Genomic DNA, 14983 nt, shown 5'->3' on the forward strand with positions numbered 1-14983 from the left:
CTTTTATACCTTTTATACTATTGTCTATTTCAGCATTTGCTTTGGTATTTAGCAGTTTAAATTTACACAAAGCAGATGCAGTTCTGAAAAAAATGCAATTGCTGTCTTCTGCGGCATTTAGTTTAGGTCATGGTGGGAACGATTCTCAAAAAGTAATGGGAATTATCGCGGCTGCAGTTGCAGTTTATATTAAAACTAGCGGCGTAGATATTTTGCATCTTCCAGAGTGGCTGCAGGTAGTTCTTCCGGATGATGATAAAGGCATCAAAGGCGCAATGCCAGAATGGATTCCTTTGGCATGTTATACTGCTATTGCGGTTGGAACATTAAGCGGTGGCTGGAAAATTGTAAAAACAATGGGTTCCAAAATTACTAAGGTAACTTCTTTTGAAGGAGTTGCAGCTGAAACAGCTGGAGCTTTGACGCTTTATTTCACAGAACATTTTAAAGTGCCGGTAAGTACAACGCATACTATAACAGGATCTATTATTGGAGTTGGATTAACTAAACGTGTTTCGGCTGTTCGCTGGGGTGTAACTGTTAGTTTACTTTGGGCTTGGGTACTCACAATTCCAGTTTCAGCATTACTGGCTTCATTGGTATATTGGTTTCTAAAAATATTTTTATAAAATAGACATACAGTTTGAAAAAAACCATTCGGAATAAACGAATGGTTTTTTTTATGTCATAAAATTTGCGTTTTATTTTTGGAGCAAAGATCTATCTGTAATAATCAGCAGTTCTCCAGCTGTCCACTATATTCCCGATTAACAAAAACTCGGCAAAAAAGCCTTGTTTTTTATATCGGGAGATGCCGTTTCCATCTGGGCTAAAGACAGGATTAATGGTTTTATCAGCTTATTTTTGAAGGATTTAAGATTTTTTTTTTAATATTTAGTTTCCTTGAATTAAGTTTTTATGATTCTTTTTACGTTTGTAGTGGGTTTGTTTTAACATATGTTCACCAGTTATAATGCTAATGTTTCCGTCAACTTCAAGCATGGCCATTTTTACATCTTTAAAATATTCAACGCCATGCTCTCTCATAGCTTCTTTTAGCTCATCTGAAGTGATGTTTAATTTGCCTAAAGTTTTGAAATCTAAAGTTCCGTCATGAATCAGGATTTCAGGTTTTTCAAGCATGAAATTACTGAAATTTTTATACTTAAAGAGCAGTTTTTTGATGACGAAATTAATTGCAAAAAGTATTATTGCGGCAACCAACCCTCCCCAAAGTGATGTATTATTTCCGACCATCGCATTTTGCACTGAATTACTGATAAGCAAAATAAGAATCACATCTGCAGTATTGAGTTGTGATAATTCTTTTTTTCCAAAAATACGCAGCGCAATAATCATAAATAAATATACAGCAGTACTACGAATGGCGATATCTAGATAGGGATTCATATTTTAGTGTTGAAAATTATTCAATCTGATTTCTATATTCTTTGCTTTTTATTTTCTAAAAAGCTATTTAATTTTAAAGTTCTTTTCAATTGCTTTAATCATTTCTCCGGCTATATCTTTGTTGGTAGCACCTTCAATTCCTTCAAGCCCTGGAGAAGAGTTTACTTCGAGTAGTAATGGTCCTTTTGAGGAACGAATAATATCTACGCCGGCTACTTTTAGATCCATGGCTTTAGCTGCCTTTATGGCAATCTTTTTCTCCTCAGAAGTAACCTTAATGACAGAAGCTGTTCCTCCCAAATGAATATTGGCTCTAAATTCACCCGGCATAGCTTCTCTTTGGATAGCTGCAACCACTTTGCCGTCAATTACAAAACAGCGGATGTCTTTTCCATTGGCTTCTTTTATGAACTCCTGCACTAATATATTTGCATTTAGGCTTTTGAAGGCATTAATAACACTTTCGGCAGCTTTTTTGGTTTCTGCTAATACAACCCCTTTTCCTTGAGTGCCTTCCAATAATTTTACTATTAGTGGGGATCCTCCAACCATTTTGATCAAATTATCGGTATCCAATGGAGAATTGGCAAATCCTGTTGTTGGAATGTCGACACCGTGATTCAGTAATAACTGCAAAGAAAATAATTTGTCTCTGGATTGCGTAATAGCCGTTGATGAGTTTAGGCAAAATACTCTCAAAGCTTCGAACTGCCGCGTTAAAGCACAACCGTAAAAGGTGATGCTTGGGCGGATTCTAGGGATAATAGCATCAAACTGATTTAGTATTTTTCCTCCACGGTAATGAATCTCGGGAGTTTTGGCATCTAGTTTCATGTAGCACTCCTTAATGTTTAAGAAATGCATTTCATGACCTCTCATTTCGCCAGCTTCCATAATTCTTTTATTGCTGTACAATTCAGGATTACTGGCCAAAAGACCAATTCGCAAACCAGAACTGGCTTTCTCTGAGTTTACATATAATTCTTTAAGGCTTTCGGCAGTTGGCTGTCCTAGAAGGTATTTTTGTTCAGGATCGACAAGGATTCTTCCGCTCATGGCTTCTCTTCCCAAAAGCATTCGGAAACCCATCGAATCTCTATTAGTCAATGTCATTTCGATAGGCCATTTGGAATCACCAATAGCAATATAAGTTTGAATTACATAGCGGTGTTCTCTAAAGCCGCTGGAGCTTTTTACAATACGTTTCCCCACCAAAGGGGCTTCACAATGAATAACCGTTTTAATATTGTTTTGAATAGGATTGATGTCAAATTTCACCCAATTGGCATCGTTTTTTATAAATGGTGCAATATTAATAGCATGCAAAGCAGATGTTTTGGCGCCAGAATCTACTCGGGCTTTAATTGTAGGAATTCCTAATTCTGGAAATGAGCACCATTCTTCGCTACCCAGTATAACTTTATTTTGTACCATAAATTAATTTTGGTTGATCTTTTATATGCAGTATCAAATGTAAATATTTGTTTTTAAAAAATACAATATTATCCTATAAAGAATAAACCCGTTATGTTATTAAAACGTAACGGGTTTATTATGGATGTTTTTTATTTAAATTATTGATTTGTAGGTTCTTCTGCTTTGTGAACTTTTATAGTTAACTCTTGAGAGCCTTCTTCAATATCCATGAATATTTCGTCGCCAGAAGCGATTTTTGAAGTGATAATTTCTTCTGCCAGAGCATCTTCAACATACTTCTGAATTGCTCTTTTTAAAGGTCTTGCTCCAAACTGTTTGTCAAATCCTTTATCAGCAATAAATGCTTTGGCCTCATCAGACAATTTCAAATGATACCCTAATTCATTAACACGGCTGTATAATTTTTTCAACTCTATTTCGATAATCAGATTGATATCTTCTTTTTCCAAAGTGTTAAATACGATTACATCATCAATTCTGTTTAAAAATTCTGGTGCAAAAGTTTTCTTTAAAGCATTTTCGATTATGCTTTTAGAATTATCATCGGCTTGAGCGATTTTTGCAGCAGTGCCGAATCCAACACCCTGTCCAAAATCTTTCAATTGACGGGCTCCAACATTCGAAGTCATAATAATAATTGTATTCTTGAAATCAATTTTACGGCCTAAACTGTCTGTTAAGAAACCGTCATCTAGCACTTGAAGCATCATATTGAATACATCTGGATGCGCTTTTTCAATTTCATCAAGAAGTACAACACAATATGGTTTTCTTCTCACTTTTTCAGTCAATTGTCCGCCTTCTTCGTATCCTACGTATCCTGGAGGTGCTCCGACTAATCTTGAAATCGCAAATTTCTCCATGTATTCACTCATGTCAATTCGAACTAATGCATCTTCAGAATCGAATAATTCTTTGGCAAGAACTTTGGCTAATTGTGTTTTTCCAACACCAGTCTGACCTAAGAAAATAAATGAACCAATAGGTTTGTTAGGGTCTTTCAATCCCGCACGATTTCTTTGAATAGATCGAGCAATTTTTATAACAGCTTCATTTTGTCCAATTACTTTGTCTTGAATCAGCTCAGGTAATTTTGCCAGTTTATTGCTTTCAGTTTGTGCAATTCTGTTTACTGGAATACCAGTCATCATAGATACAACATCGGCAACATTGTCTTCGGTTACCAATATTCTATTGGTTTTAGAATCTTCTTCCCATTGCTCTTGTGCTATGGCTAAATCTTTTTCTATCTTTTTCTCATCATCACGAAGTTTGGCTGCTTCTTCATATTTTTGTTTTTTAACAACCAAGTTTTTCAATTCGCGAACTTCTTCCAGTTGTCGTTCTAAATCTAATATTTGTTTTGGAACGTCAATATTGGTGATGTGAACTCGAGACCCGGCTTCATCCAATGCATCAATAGCTTTGTCTGGCAAGAAACGTTCAGACATGTATCGATTAGTTAATTTAACACAAGCTTCAATTGCTTCTTGAGTGTAAATTACATTATGATGATCTTCATATTTGTTTTTGATGTTGTTCAAAATAGCAATAGTTTCTTCAACAGAAGTCGGCTCAACGATTACCTTTTGGAAACGTCTTTCAAGTGCGCCGTCTTTTTCGATATATTGTCTGTATTCATCCAGAGTTGTAGCTCCAATACATTGAATTTCTCCTCTTGATAAAGCAGGCTTAAACATATTTGATGCATCAAGTGAACCTGTAGCGCCGCCTGCACCAACTATAGTATGAATTTCGTCTATGAAAAGAATGATATCATCATTTTTTTCAAGCTCATTCATTACTGCTTTCATACGTTCTTCGAACTGTCCTCTATATTTAGTGCCAGCAACTAAACTGGCCAAATCTAGAGTCACTACACGTTTGTTGAATAATATACGTGAAACTTTCTTCTGAATAATGCGCAAAGCAAGACCTTCGGCAATAGCTGATTTACCCACACCAGGTTCCCCTATTAATAATGGGTTGTTTTTTTTGCGTCGGCTCAAAATTTGAGAAACACGTTCTATTTCTTTTTCACGCCCAACAACAGGATCCAGTTTTCCTTCTTCGGCCATTTCTGTTAAATCTCTTCCAAAGTTATCAAGAACAGGAGTTTTTGATTTTTTATTTGATTTATTGGCTGGATTATTAAAACTGCCTTCTTTGAGACTGTCATCTTGTCCTGAATCATCATTGTATGATTCATTTTTTGGCAAGTTTTCTAAAAATTCTTCTTCGTTTGGAGTCATATTGATGTATTGTTCTTTAGCTATGTCATAATCTATTTTGAGCTTATTCAATAGCTTGGTTGTAGGGTCATTTTCATTTCTTAAGATGCACAACAGCAAATGTGCTGTGCTAATTGATGAGCTTTGGAAAACTTTGGCTTCCAAAAAAGTTGTTTTTAAAGCTCGTTCAGCTTGACGCGTCAGATGTAAATTTTTCTTTTCTACGCTGACATCAATGCTAGGGCTTGCTGGGCTTAGGATTTCAACCTTTCGTCTTAAATGATCAAGATCGATGGACAGGTTGTTCAGGATGTGAATAGCTTTACCATTACCATCCCTCAGAATGCCAAGCATCAAATGTTCAGTACCTATAAAGTCATGTCCAAGACGCAGTGCCTCTTCTTTGCTATAAGTAATAACGTCCTTTACTCTAGGTGAAAAATTATCATCCATAATGTTTAAATATAGTTATGTAAATTTAGTAAACATGAAGTTTAAAAGCAAAAATCATACCTTAATAAATCTATTAATGCTAATTGACAAAAAAAATGAAGAAGAGAGACTTAAAAGTAACTTAATTTATTAACTAAATGACGATAAAAATTTGTTAATAAATCGGATAAATTTATGTTTACTTTATGCCTGAAAAAATATTGAGAAAGCTTATATTAGCGGGATTTTTTAATACAAAATAATTTTAATTTAAGAATATATTTATGTCTGAAGGAGAAAAGTTAATTCCTATTAACATTGAAGATGAAATGAAATCAGCTTACATCGATTATTCGATGTCAGTAATTGTCTCAAGAGCGCTTCCTGATGTAAGAGATGGTTTGAAACCAGTGCATCGAAGAGTACTTTACGGAATGTATGATTTAGGAGTAACTTCAAAATCTGCCCACAAAAAATCTGCAAGAATAGTCGGGGAAGTTTTAGGAAAGTATCACCCTCATGGAGATACCTCAGTTTATGATGCAATGGTTCGTATGGCTCAAGAATGGAGTATGCGTTATTTATTAGTTGACGGACAAGGTAACTTTGGATCTGTAGATGGTGATAGTCCGGCAGCAATGCGTTACACTGAGGCCAGAATGAAAAAGATTTCGGAAGAAATTATGGCCGATATCGAAAAAGAAACAGTTGATTTCCAGCTTAACTTTGATGATACCTTATATGAACCAAAAGTAATGCCGACACGAGTTCCTACATTGTTAATTAATGGAGCAACGGGAATTGCTGTAGGTATGGCAACCAATATGCCACCGCATAATTTAACTGAAGTTATTAATGGTACATTGGCGTATCTTGATAATAACGATATTGAAATCGATGAATTGATGAATCATATTAAAGCTCCAGATTTTCCTACTGGAGGCGTGATATATGGTTATGAAGGTGTTCGTGAAGCTTTTAAAACGGGGAGAGGCCGTATAGTTATGCGGGCCAAAGTTGGTTTTGAAGAGGTAGACGGCAGAGAATCAATCATCGTTACCGAAATTCCATATCAAGTTAATAAGGCTGATATGATTAAGCGTACGGCTGATTTGGTAAATGAGAAAAAAATTGATGGAATTGCTAATATTCGTGACGAATCGGACAGAAATGGTATGCGTATCGTTTATATATTGAAACGCGATGCAACGCCAAATGTGGTTTTGAATACCTTATATAAATTTACTCAATTACAGTCTTCTTTCAGTGTAAATAACATTGCATTAGTAAATGGCCGTCCTCAAATGCTGAATCTAAAAGATATGATTCATTATTTTATTGAGCACCGTCACGATGTTGTTGTACGCAGAACACAATTTGAATTGCGTAAAGCAGAAGAAAGAGCTCATATTTTAGAAGGTCTGATTATTGCGTCAGATAATATTGATGAAGTTATCGCGTTAATTAGAGGGTCTAAGAACACAGAAGAAGCTCGTGAAAAATTAATCGAACGATTTAATTTATCAGATATTCAGGCTCGAGCGATTGTAGAAATGCGTTTGCGTCAGTTAACAGGACTGGAGCAGGATAAATTAAGAGCAGAATATGAAGAGCTTATGAAGTTAATCGAGCATTTGAAAGCTTTATTAGCCGATGTGAATTTAAGAACAGCTTTGATTAAGGAAGAACTTGAAGAAATTCGTGAAAAGTATGGTGACGCACGCCGTTCTCAAATAGAATATTCAGGAGGAGATGTTAGTATTGAGGATTTAATTGCAGATGAAAATGTAGTTATTACAATTTCTCATGCGGGTTATATCAAACGTACAAATCTTACCGAATACAAAACACAAAATAGAGGAGGGGTTGGTCAAAAAAGTGCAGGAACAAGAGATCAGGATTTCTTAGAGCATATGTATGTGGCAACAAACCATCAGTATATGATGTTTTTTACTCAAAAAGGGAAATGTTTCTGGATGCGTGTTTATGAAATTCCTGAGGGAAGCAAAACGGCAAAAGGCAGGGCAATTCAAAACTTAGTCAATATCGAAAGTGATGATAAAGTAAAAGCATTTATTTGTACACAAGATCTAAAAGACAAAGATTACATCAACAGTCATAATCTTGTAATGGTAACTAAGCAAGGTCAGGTTAAGAAAACATCTTTAGAAAAATATTCTAAGCCTAGAGTTAATGGTGTTGCGGCAATTACTATCAAAGAAGGAGATGAATTATTAGAAGCAAAATTAACCAATGGAGAAAGTCAGATTATTTTGGCTGTTAAATCCGGGAAGTTAGTTCGCTTTGAAGAGACCAAAACGCGTCCGATGGGAAGAACTGCTTCTGGAGTTCGCGGAATCACATTAAAAGATGATACCGATGAAGTAATTGGAATGGTTACTGTTGATAAAGAAGATATTAATGATTCACAAATTTTAGTTGTTACAGAAAACGGATATGGTAAACGTACCAAATTAGTTGATGAAGACGGTGAAGATGTCTATAGAATTACAAACCGTGGAGGTAAAGGAGTCAAGACCTTAAATATTACGGAAAAAACAGGAAAATTGATTTCTATAAATGCTGTAACAGATGCAGATGATTTAATGATTATCAACAAATCGGGATTGACAATTAGAATGGCGATTGAAGATTTACGCGTTATGGGGCGTGCTACTCAAGGAGTTAAATTGATTAATCTGAAAGGAAATGACTCGATAGCTGCAGTTACTAAGGTAATGAAAGACGATGTGGCAGAAGTAGTTGTTGATGAAGATGGAAATGTTATCGAAACAGAAGTTATCGAAAGGGTAAAACCAGTACTTGAGGTTCTTGAAGATGATGGTACAGCTGATGACGAAGATGATGATTCTGAAGATGAAGTAGAAGAAGATGATTCAGATGAAGACGATACTGATAACGAGGAATAGTTATACAGTAATTGATAAGTAAATATAAAATAAATTAATATGAAAAGTAGATATGTAATAATTGCGTCAGCATTATTTTTATCAGTAATGAGTTTTGCTCAAAAAAATGAAATTAAAGCGGCTGAAAAAGCGCTAAAAGCTGGAAAGGCAGATGAAGCGTTGACAATTTTAACTGGAGCTGAATATTTAACAGTTAATGCGCCAGATGCTGAAAAAGCACAGTTCTTATTTGTAAAAGCGAGTGCGTATTTTGATTTGTCTAATAAAAAAATAGATGAGGATAAGAATTTGATTTTGGCGGCAAAAGCTTACCAGGATTTAATAGAGGCTGAAAAAGTTTCGGGTAAGGCAAAATATTCTGCACAAGCGGCAGCTTCAATTGCTCAGATTAAAGGAAAATTAGTTAACGGTGCAATTGAAGATACTAAAGCGAACAAAGATGCCGAAGGAGCTCAAAAACTTTACCAGGCTTATTTATTGGAGAAAAAAGACACTATAAATCTTTATTATGCAGCTTCAACTTATGTTAATGCAAAAGATTATGATAATGCTTTGAAACTTTATGAAGAATTAAAAGTGCTGAATTATTCTGGAAAGGCAACTTATTATTATGCAGTTAATAAAGTGAATGGTCAAGAAGATTTTTTTAATACAGCTGCTGATAGAGACAGAATGGTTAAAATGGGGACTCATGAAAAACCAAGAGTCGAAAATGTGCCTTCTAAAAGAGGAGAAATATATAAAAATGTGGCTTTGATTTATGTACAGCAAGGGAAAATTGATGAAGCTAAGAAGGCTGTAGCTGCTGCCAGAAAAACGAATCCAGATGATAATTCGCTACTGTTGACCGAAGCTAATTTGTATCTTGAAACGAAAGATATGGATACATATAAAAAATTAATTTCTGAAGCTGTAGAAAAAAATCCAAATGATGTTGATTTGATTTTTAATTTGGGTGTTATAAGCGCTCAAGCAAAAAATTATACCGAAGCGGAAAAGTTTTATAATAAAGTTATAGAATTAAATCCAAAATATACTAATGCTTATATTAATATGGCKGCGATGAAACTTGATGATGAAAAAAATATCATTGATGCCATGAATAAATTAGGTACTTCTGCAGATGATACAAAAAAATATAATACTTTGAAAAAGAAAAGAGAAGACCTATTTAAAAGTACTATTCCTTACTTGCAAAAAGCTGTCGAGTTAGACCCTAGTAATCCAGATGTTACTAAGACATTGCTGAATGTTTATAGTGCTTTGGAAATGACAGCAGAATACAAAGCTTTGAAAGCTAAAATGTAAAATAGCTTTTAAAAAATAAAAAAATCCTGCTTGATAACCTCAGTGCAGGATTTTTTTTGTTTTATTTTTATATGTTTATGATTTTACAGTGCCAAAAAAAATCATTTGCTAGGTTTATTTAGTATTCTTATGATGGATTTATGTTTTAAATAATGATTAAAGAATTCAAGAAACGGATTTTTTTATACTGTTTACGAAATCGTTATAACTAAATTGAAAAATTGTTTGAAAAATACTTGTATTATCAATTTTTAATTTTATTTTAGATGAAAATTAAAATTTTTGATAAAAAAAACACAATTAAAATACATTGTAAATTATATATTGTTAAAAAAACAATTTTTCAAAAAAAACAATTAATTGAATGTCTAACCCCCATAATTATAAAATATGATAAAAAACTACACTGCACAGTTGATTCTCATAATCGACTAAAATTTTGGATTCATATTAGAGAGTATAGTTTGTGTGCTGAGAACCTTCAGCAGTCTGATTGTTTGTATTCTTTTTTATAAAATCTTTGAAAAAACCAAAACCTATAATAATCTAAAACTTAACCTAATGAAAAGAAAATTTGTAATACTATCAATAGTGTTATTGATAAATGTTTGTGTTAATGCCCAAAAAGGACAAATAAAAGATGCTCAATCAGTTTTTGCGAGCGGAAAATCTCAAGATGCACTGGGAATTTTAAAAAAGACAGAATATCTTATTGTTAATGCAAATGATGAAGATAAGTCTGATTTTTATTTTTTGAAGGGAAATATATTAAAGGATTTAGCAACAAAAAACATTGATGCAGCTAATAATTTTTCATTGGCTTCTGAAGCATATCAGGAATTGATTAATGCTGAAAATGAAGCGGGTAAATATAAATATACCTTGCAGGCTAATACCGCATTAAAAGAGATGAAATCTAAACTGGTTAATGGCGCAGTTGATGATTTTAAAAATGGGAAATATAAAGAAAGTGCAGAAAAGAGTTATAAAGTTTATTTGTTTGATAAGAGGGATACTTTGAATTTATTTAATGCTGCCGCTGCCGCCATGACAGCTAAGGATAATGATTCTTCTATTAAATTTTATGAAGAATTGAGAAAGATTAACTATTCTGGAAAAAGAATTATTTATTATGCTACAAATAAAAAAACAAAAGAAGAAGATGCTTTTGTTTCGGCTGGGGCGAGAGATTCAGGAATTTTAGCAGGTCTTTATGAAAAGCCAAGAGATGAATTTTCCCCTTCTAAAAGATTAGAGATTAATAAGAACTTGGCATATATTTATTTGACTAAAAATGATTTGGAAAAATCTGAAATTTGCTACAATAAAGTTATAGAGTTGGATCCTAAGTATATTGACGCTTATATTAACTTGGCTTATGTTAAATTAGAGTCTAAGAAAACATTGCTGGATCAAATGTCGGCTTTAGGTAATACTCCAAAAGAAATGCAGCAATATGATGAACTAAAAATTAAAAAAGACAATTTGGTTAAAAGCGCAATCCCGTATCTTAAAAAAGCATTGGATATTGATCCAAAAAATCAAGATGTTGTCAAATCGTTATTAAGTGTTTACCGTTCGTTAGATATGACTAATGAGTATAATGCACTTAAGGCAACTATGTAGAATAAAAAAAAATGCTAGAAATAATCTAGTATTTTTTTGAAGGTTTTCTAAAAGACAAAACGAATTTTAAAACCATTAATTCAATGAGATATTTTAGGCTTATTGAATAATGGTTTTTTATTTTAACTTACACAGTTAGTGAGACACTACCTTAAATTATTTTTTTTATTACTCTAAGTTTATGAGTGTGTTTGTTGCTTTCGGCATTATAGATTCCCAAGTGATCTAAACGGTCAATTCTGACTTTTCCGCTGGCGTGAATAATATAATTGTTTTCCATTATAATTCCGACATGTGTGATATTGCCTTCATCATTGTCAAAAAAAGCTAAATCACCTGGTTCGCTTTCTTCAATGAAACTTAATGCTTCACCTTGTGTTGCTTGCTGTGAAGCATCTCTTAGCAATTTGTATCCGTTAAGTTTGTATACCATTTGAGTAAACCCGGAACAGTCTATTCCAAAAGGTGTTTTACCTCCCCATAAATAAGGTGCATTTAAATACATAAAAGCCGATGAGAGTAGATTCTTTTTGAGTTTTATTCCGCTTATTTTTGTTCCTTCAAAATCAAAATGATTAGTATTTATCTCCGGATAATTTAAAAACGACAAAGACGCTCCCAGAGGTATTGGAATTAATAAATTGGATGGAGCCAGAATGTATTCTATTAAATCGGCATTCAAAATTATAGCATCTGAGGAAAGCTGTGCGTAGTTTGATTCCGTAATTATTTGAAATTGTTTCGTATCAATCCAGCCTTCGTATTGGTCATATTGTGTTTTAATATGAGTCCATTGGTTGTGCTGTTCCAAAACTTCAAAATGCTCTCCAAATAAAATTTGGGAAACAATTTCACTTTTATCACTGGCTTCTGCACGAAGTGGAATCATGGCTAAATTACAAATTCCAAACATTTATATAAATTAGATTAAAAATAAATACGAATCAAAAATGACCGTAAAAATAATGATTTTCAATTCGTATTATTTAATTATTTTGTTTTATTTGAAACGATATTTATGAAATATTTCTTTCTATAATTAAAGCCGATGCTCCACCGCCACCATTGCAAATAGCAGCTGCGCCATATTTAGCATTGTTTTGTTCTAATACATTTAATAAAGTAACAATAATGCGTGTGCCGGAACATCCGAGCGGATGTCCTAATGATACAGCTCCACCATTGATGTTTACTTTGTCATTATCTAATCCAAGTATTTTGGAATTGGCTAATCCAACCACTGAAAATGCTTCGTTAAATTCAAAATAATCAATTTCGTCTAAAGTCAGATTAGCTTTTGCTAATGCTTTGGGAAGTGCCTTTGCAGGACTCGTTGTGAACCATTTTGGTTCTTGAGCAGCATCTGCATATCCTTTTATGAATGCTAAAGGTTTTAGGCCTAAAGAGATTGCTTTTTCTTCACTCATCAAAATAACTGCGGCGGCACCATCATTAATAGTTGATGCGTTTGCTGCAGTAACAGTTCCTTCTTTTGTAAATACTGCGCTTAATGTGGGAATCTTTTCTAGTGAAACATTAGTGTATTCTTCATCTTTTGAGATGATAATTGGTTCTCCTTTTCTTTGCGGAACTGCTACCGGAACTATTTCGTTATCAAATTTTCCTTCGCTCCAGGCTTTAGCGGAACGCTCGTAAGACTGAATTGCAAAATTATCTTGTTCTTCTCTTGAAATCTTGTATTCTGTTGCGCATAAGTCTGCAGAAACACCCATTGCATTGTTGTCGTATGCATCAGTTAACCCGTCTTTTTGCATTCCGTCAACCATAGTATTGGATCCAAATTTAGTTCCGCTTCTCAAGTGCATATAATGAGGAATTAAACTCATGTTTTCCATTCCGCCAGCAACTACAATTTCGGCATCACCACATTGAATTGCTTGTGTGCCCAGCATTATAGCCTTCATTCCTGATGCGCAAACTTTGTTTACTGTAGTGCAGGCTGCTTCAGTTGAAAGACCAGCGTAAATTGCAGCTTGACGAGCAGGAGCCTGTCCGATACCAGCTTGAATAACGTTACCCATAAAAACTTCGTCAACTAAGTTTGGATCTAATTGTATTTTGTCTAATGCTCCTTTTATAGCTATTGCTCCTAATCGCGGCGCAGTTATTGTAGATAATCCACCCATAAAACTGCCAATAGGTGTTCTAACAGCAGAAACGATAACAACTCTTTTGCTCATGTTTATTATTGTGTTGATTTGTATAGCAAATTTAAGTTCTTTTTTATAATATTAAAATTTTACCGAGTTTAAATTAGGTTGTGTTTAGTAAAATCTTATTTTATTGTTTGTTTTTGTGTAAAAAGAATAATGATTGATGGTTTATTTTGTGTATGTTATAATTTTATATTGTAAAATGTTTTAAAGCAGAATCTAGATTTTTGATTGGATTTTTTTTGAAATTCTATGTTTTATATATAAAGTGATCTACTCGTTATGCTGTTTAATTGGGTGAGTAATTTTTTTGTTTTTTAATTGTTTGCTATATCTTTGATTGTGAAGTCATTTTAAAGAAATGCTAAAAAATATAAAAAAAAAGTGCTAAAATAGTTGTGAGAAACGTAAACATGTCTTAAGTTTGCAACCGCAAAACAGGACACGTTTCCTGAGGTTTTGGAGAGGTGCCAGAGCGGTAATGGAGCAGATTGCTAATCTGTCGACGAGTAATCGTCGCCAGGGTTCGAGTCCCTGTCTCTCCGCAATTTATTTGTGATTAAGAATCATAGCAAGGTTCAATATTTTATTATATTTTCATAAATAAATTATATAGATTGTTTTCGGGGTGTAGCGTAGCTCGGTTATCGCGCCTGCTTTGGGAGCAGGAGGCCGCAGGTTCGAATCCTGCCACCCCGACAGATTAAAATAATGGACGCATAGCTCAGCTGGATAGAGCACCTGCCTTCTAAGCAGGCGGTCGAAGGTTCGAATCCTTCTGCGTTCACTTTGAAACCCACTGATTTCAGTGGGTTTTTTGCATTTTATGGTTTTTGTATTTTTAAATTTTTTAAATCTGGTAATGAAGTTTCCCCTTTCTCACAAATTTTATAATCCTTTGAAAGCAGATTTATAGTGGAATGAGAGGCGTGTTGTATCAATTACTGGCAGACCTGTCTACTTGATTAGCTGTTTGTGCTATTTTTTTACAACTTCTTTAACTCCTCCTTTTGTCAAAATGATAGAATTGCAAATACCGGATTTGTCCAGAATAAATTCAATTGTCCTGTCGTTATTGTCCGCTCTAAAAAATTTTGTATTGGACTCAGGCAGGAGTTCCATTTCTTCACTATTGTAGTAAAGTTTACCGTCAATTTTTAATATTTCAATTTTGCCATATTGGCCTGCATATTTGTCATATATGGTAGTATCTATTTTAGTTTGATAATGTTTGTATGGAAGTTCTACTTCTTTTTGCAATGCAATTGCTGAAAGGCCATAACCTATGATGTATGAAAATGATTCGTTATTGGAAAGTACAGTCACAAAAATTTTGTCATCTGTAAATCGGTTAAAAGAAGTCATTGTGCCAAAAAAACCTCCGTCATGAGCAATTAGCTGATGTCCGTGATTATAAAATGGATTAATTATAAAT

General features: G+C 33.8%; 9 protein-coding genes, 3 tRNA genes and 1 pseudogene. 7 read left to right on the forward strand and 6 right to left on the reverse strand.

What is annotated here, in order from left to right; genetic code table 11:
• On the forward strand, positions 1-629 hold a 629-nt coding region (locus tag AC1DVP_RS20940), incomplete at its 5' end, for an inorganic phosphate transporter (RefSeq protein ID WP_477185413.1).
• A gap of 265 nt (positions 630-894) precedes the next feature.
• Here the strand turns inward: AC1DVP_RS20940 and AC1DVP_RS20945 are convergent.
• From AC1DVP_RS20945 to AC1DVP_RS20955, 3 genes are all read right to left on the reverse strand, one after another.
• Entirely contained in the window at positions 895-1410 is a 516-nt protein-coding gene (locus AC1DVP_RS20945) for a DUF421 domain-containing protein (RefSeq protein WP_477185414.1), read from the reverse strand.
• A gap of 63 nt (positions 1411-1473) precedes the next feature.
• The gene (gene rimK / locus AC1DVP_RS20950) at positions 1474-2844 is read right to left on the reverse strand and encodes a 30S ribosomal protein S6--L-glutamate ligase (RefSeq protein ID WP_477185415.1); all 1371 of its coding nucleotides are present in this window, start codon (positions 2842-2844) and stop codon (positions 1474-1476) included.
• A 140-nt stretch (positions 2845-2984) separates the two neighbouring features.
• Entirely contained in the window at positions 2985-5531 is a 2547-nt protein-coding gene (locus AC1DVP_RS20955) for an ATP-dependent Clp protease ATP-binding subunit (protein ID WP_477185416.1), read from the reverse strand.
• 263 nt (positions 5532-5794) lie between these two features.
• Between AC1DVP_RS20955 and gyrA the strand changes: the two genes are divergently transcribed.
• From gyrA to AC1DVP_RS20970, 3 genes are all read left to right on the forward strand, one after another.
• The gene (gene gyrA, locus AC1DVP_RS20960) at positions 5795-8440 is read left to right on the forward strand and encodes a DNA gyrase subunit A (RefSeq protein ID WP_477185417.1); all 2646 of its coding nucleotides are present in this window, start codon (positions 5795-5797) and stop codon (positions 8438-8440) included.
• Between the two features lie 39 nt (positions 8441-8479).
• Positions 8480-9748: a tetratricopeptide repeat protein gene (locus AC1DVP_RS20965; RefSeq protein ID WP_477185418.1), complete on the forward strand. Its 1269-nt coding sequence runs from the start codon at positions 8480-8482 to the stop codon at positions 9746-9748.
• Positions 9749-10309: 561 nt separating this feature from the next.
• Positions 10310-11374 carry a tetratricopeptide repeat protein gene (locus AC1DVP_RS20970; RefSeq protein WP_477185419.1) on the forward strand — a complete coding sequence of 355 codons (1065 nt, stop codon included), beginning with the start codon at positions 10310-10312 and terminating at the stop codon, positions 11372-11374.
• Between the two features lie 151 nt (positions 11375-11525).
• Here the strand turns inward: AC1DVP_RS20970 and AC1DVP_RS20975 are convergent, their stop codons facing one another.
• Positions 11526-12287, reverse strand: a complete 762-nt coding sequence (locus AC1DVP_RS20975) for a C40 family peptidase (RefSeq protein ID WP_477185420.1) — start codon at positions 12285-12287, stop codon at positions 11526-11528.
• Positions 12288-12390: 103 nt separating this feature from the next.
• Positions 12391-13575, reverse strand: a complete 1185-nt coding sequence (locus AC1DVP_RS20980; protein WP_477185421.1) for an acetyl-CoA C-acyltransferase — start codon at positions 13573-13575, stop codon at positions 12391-12393.
• Positions 13576-14009: 434 nt separating this feature from the next.
• Here AC1DVP_RS20980 and AC1DVP_RS20985 point away from each other — a divergent pair.
• The 3 genes from AC1DVP_RS20985 to AC1DVP_RS20995 all read left to right on the forward strand — a co-directional run bounded on the left by AC1DVP_RS20985 (position 14010) and on the right by AC1DVP_RS20995 (position 14335).
• A tRNA-Ser gene (locus AC1DVP_RS20985) sits at positions 14010-14093 on the forward strand.
• A 79-nt stretch (positions 14094-14172) separates the two neighbouring features.
• A tRNA-Pro gene (locus AC1DVP_RS20990) sits at positions 14173-14247 on the forward strand.
• A 14-nt stretch (positions 14248-14261) separates the two neighbouring features.
• Positions 14262-14335, forward strand: a tRNA-Arg gene (locus tag AC1DVP_RS20995).
• A gap of 191 nt (positions 14336-14526) precedes the next feature.
• Here the strand turns inward: AC1DVP_RS20995 and AC1DVP_RS21000 are convergent.
• Positions 14527-14983 (reverse strand): annotated as a pseudogene (locus tag AC1DVP_RS21000) (serine hydrolase); the annotation flags it as partial.

This window comes from Flavobacterium sp. P3_A6 (assembly GCF_056403035.1).

Excerpts from the sequence above, each read along its gene's own strand:
- AC1DVP_RS20945 (WP_477185414.1), bottom strand. The coding sequence starts at position 1,410 with ATGAATCCCTATCTAGATATCGCCATTCGTAGTACTGCTGTATATTTA.
- rimK (WP_477185415.1), bottom strand. The coding sequence starts at position 2,844 with ATGGTACAAAATAAAGTTATACTGGGTAGCGAAGAATGGTGCTCATTT.
- AC1DVP_RS20955 (WP_477185416.1), bottom strand. The coding sequence starts at position 5,531 with ATGGATGATAATTTTTCACCTAGAGTAAAGGACGTTATTACTTATAGC.
- gyrA (WP_477185417.1), top strand. The coding sequence starts at position 5,795 with ATGTCTGAAGGAGAAAAGTTAATTCCTATTAACATTGAAGATGAAATG.
- AC1DVP_RS20970 (WP_477185419.1), top strand. The coding sequence starts at position 10,310 with ATGAAAAGAAAATTTGTAATACTATCAATAGTGTTATTGATAAATGTT.
- AC1DVP_RS20975 (WP_477185420.1), bottom strand. The coding sequence starts at position 12,287 with ATGTTTGGAATTTGTAATTTAGCCATGATTCCACTTCGTGCAGAAGCC.
- AC1DVP_RS20980 (WP_477185421.1), bottom strand. The coding sequence starts at position 13,575 with ATGAGCAAAAGAGTTGTTATCGTTTCTGCTGTTAGAACACCTATTGGC.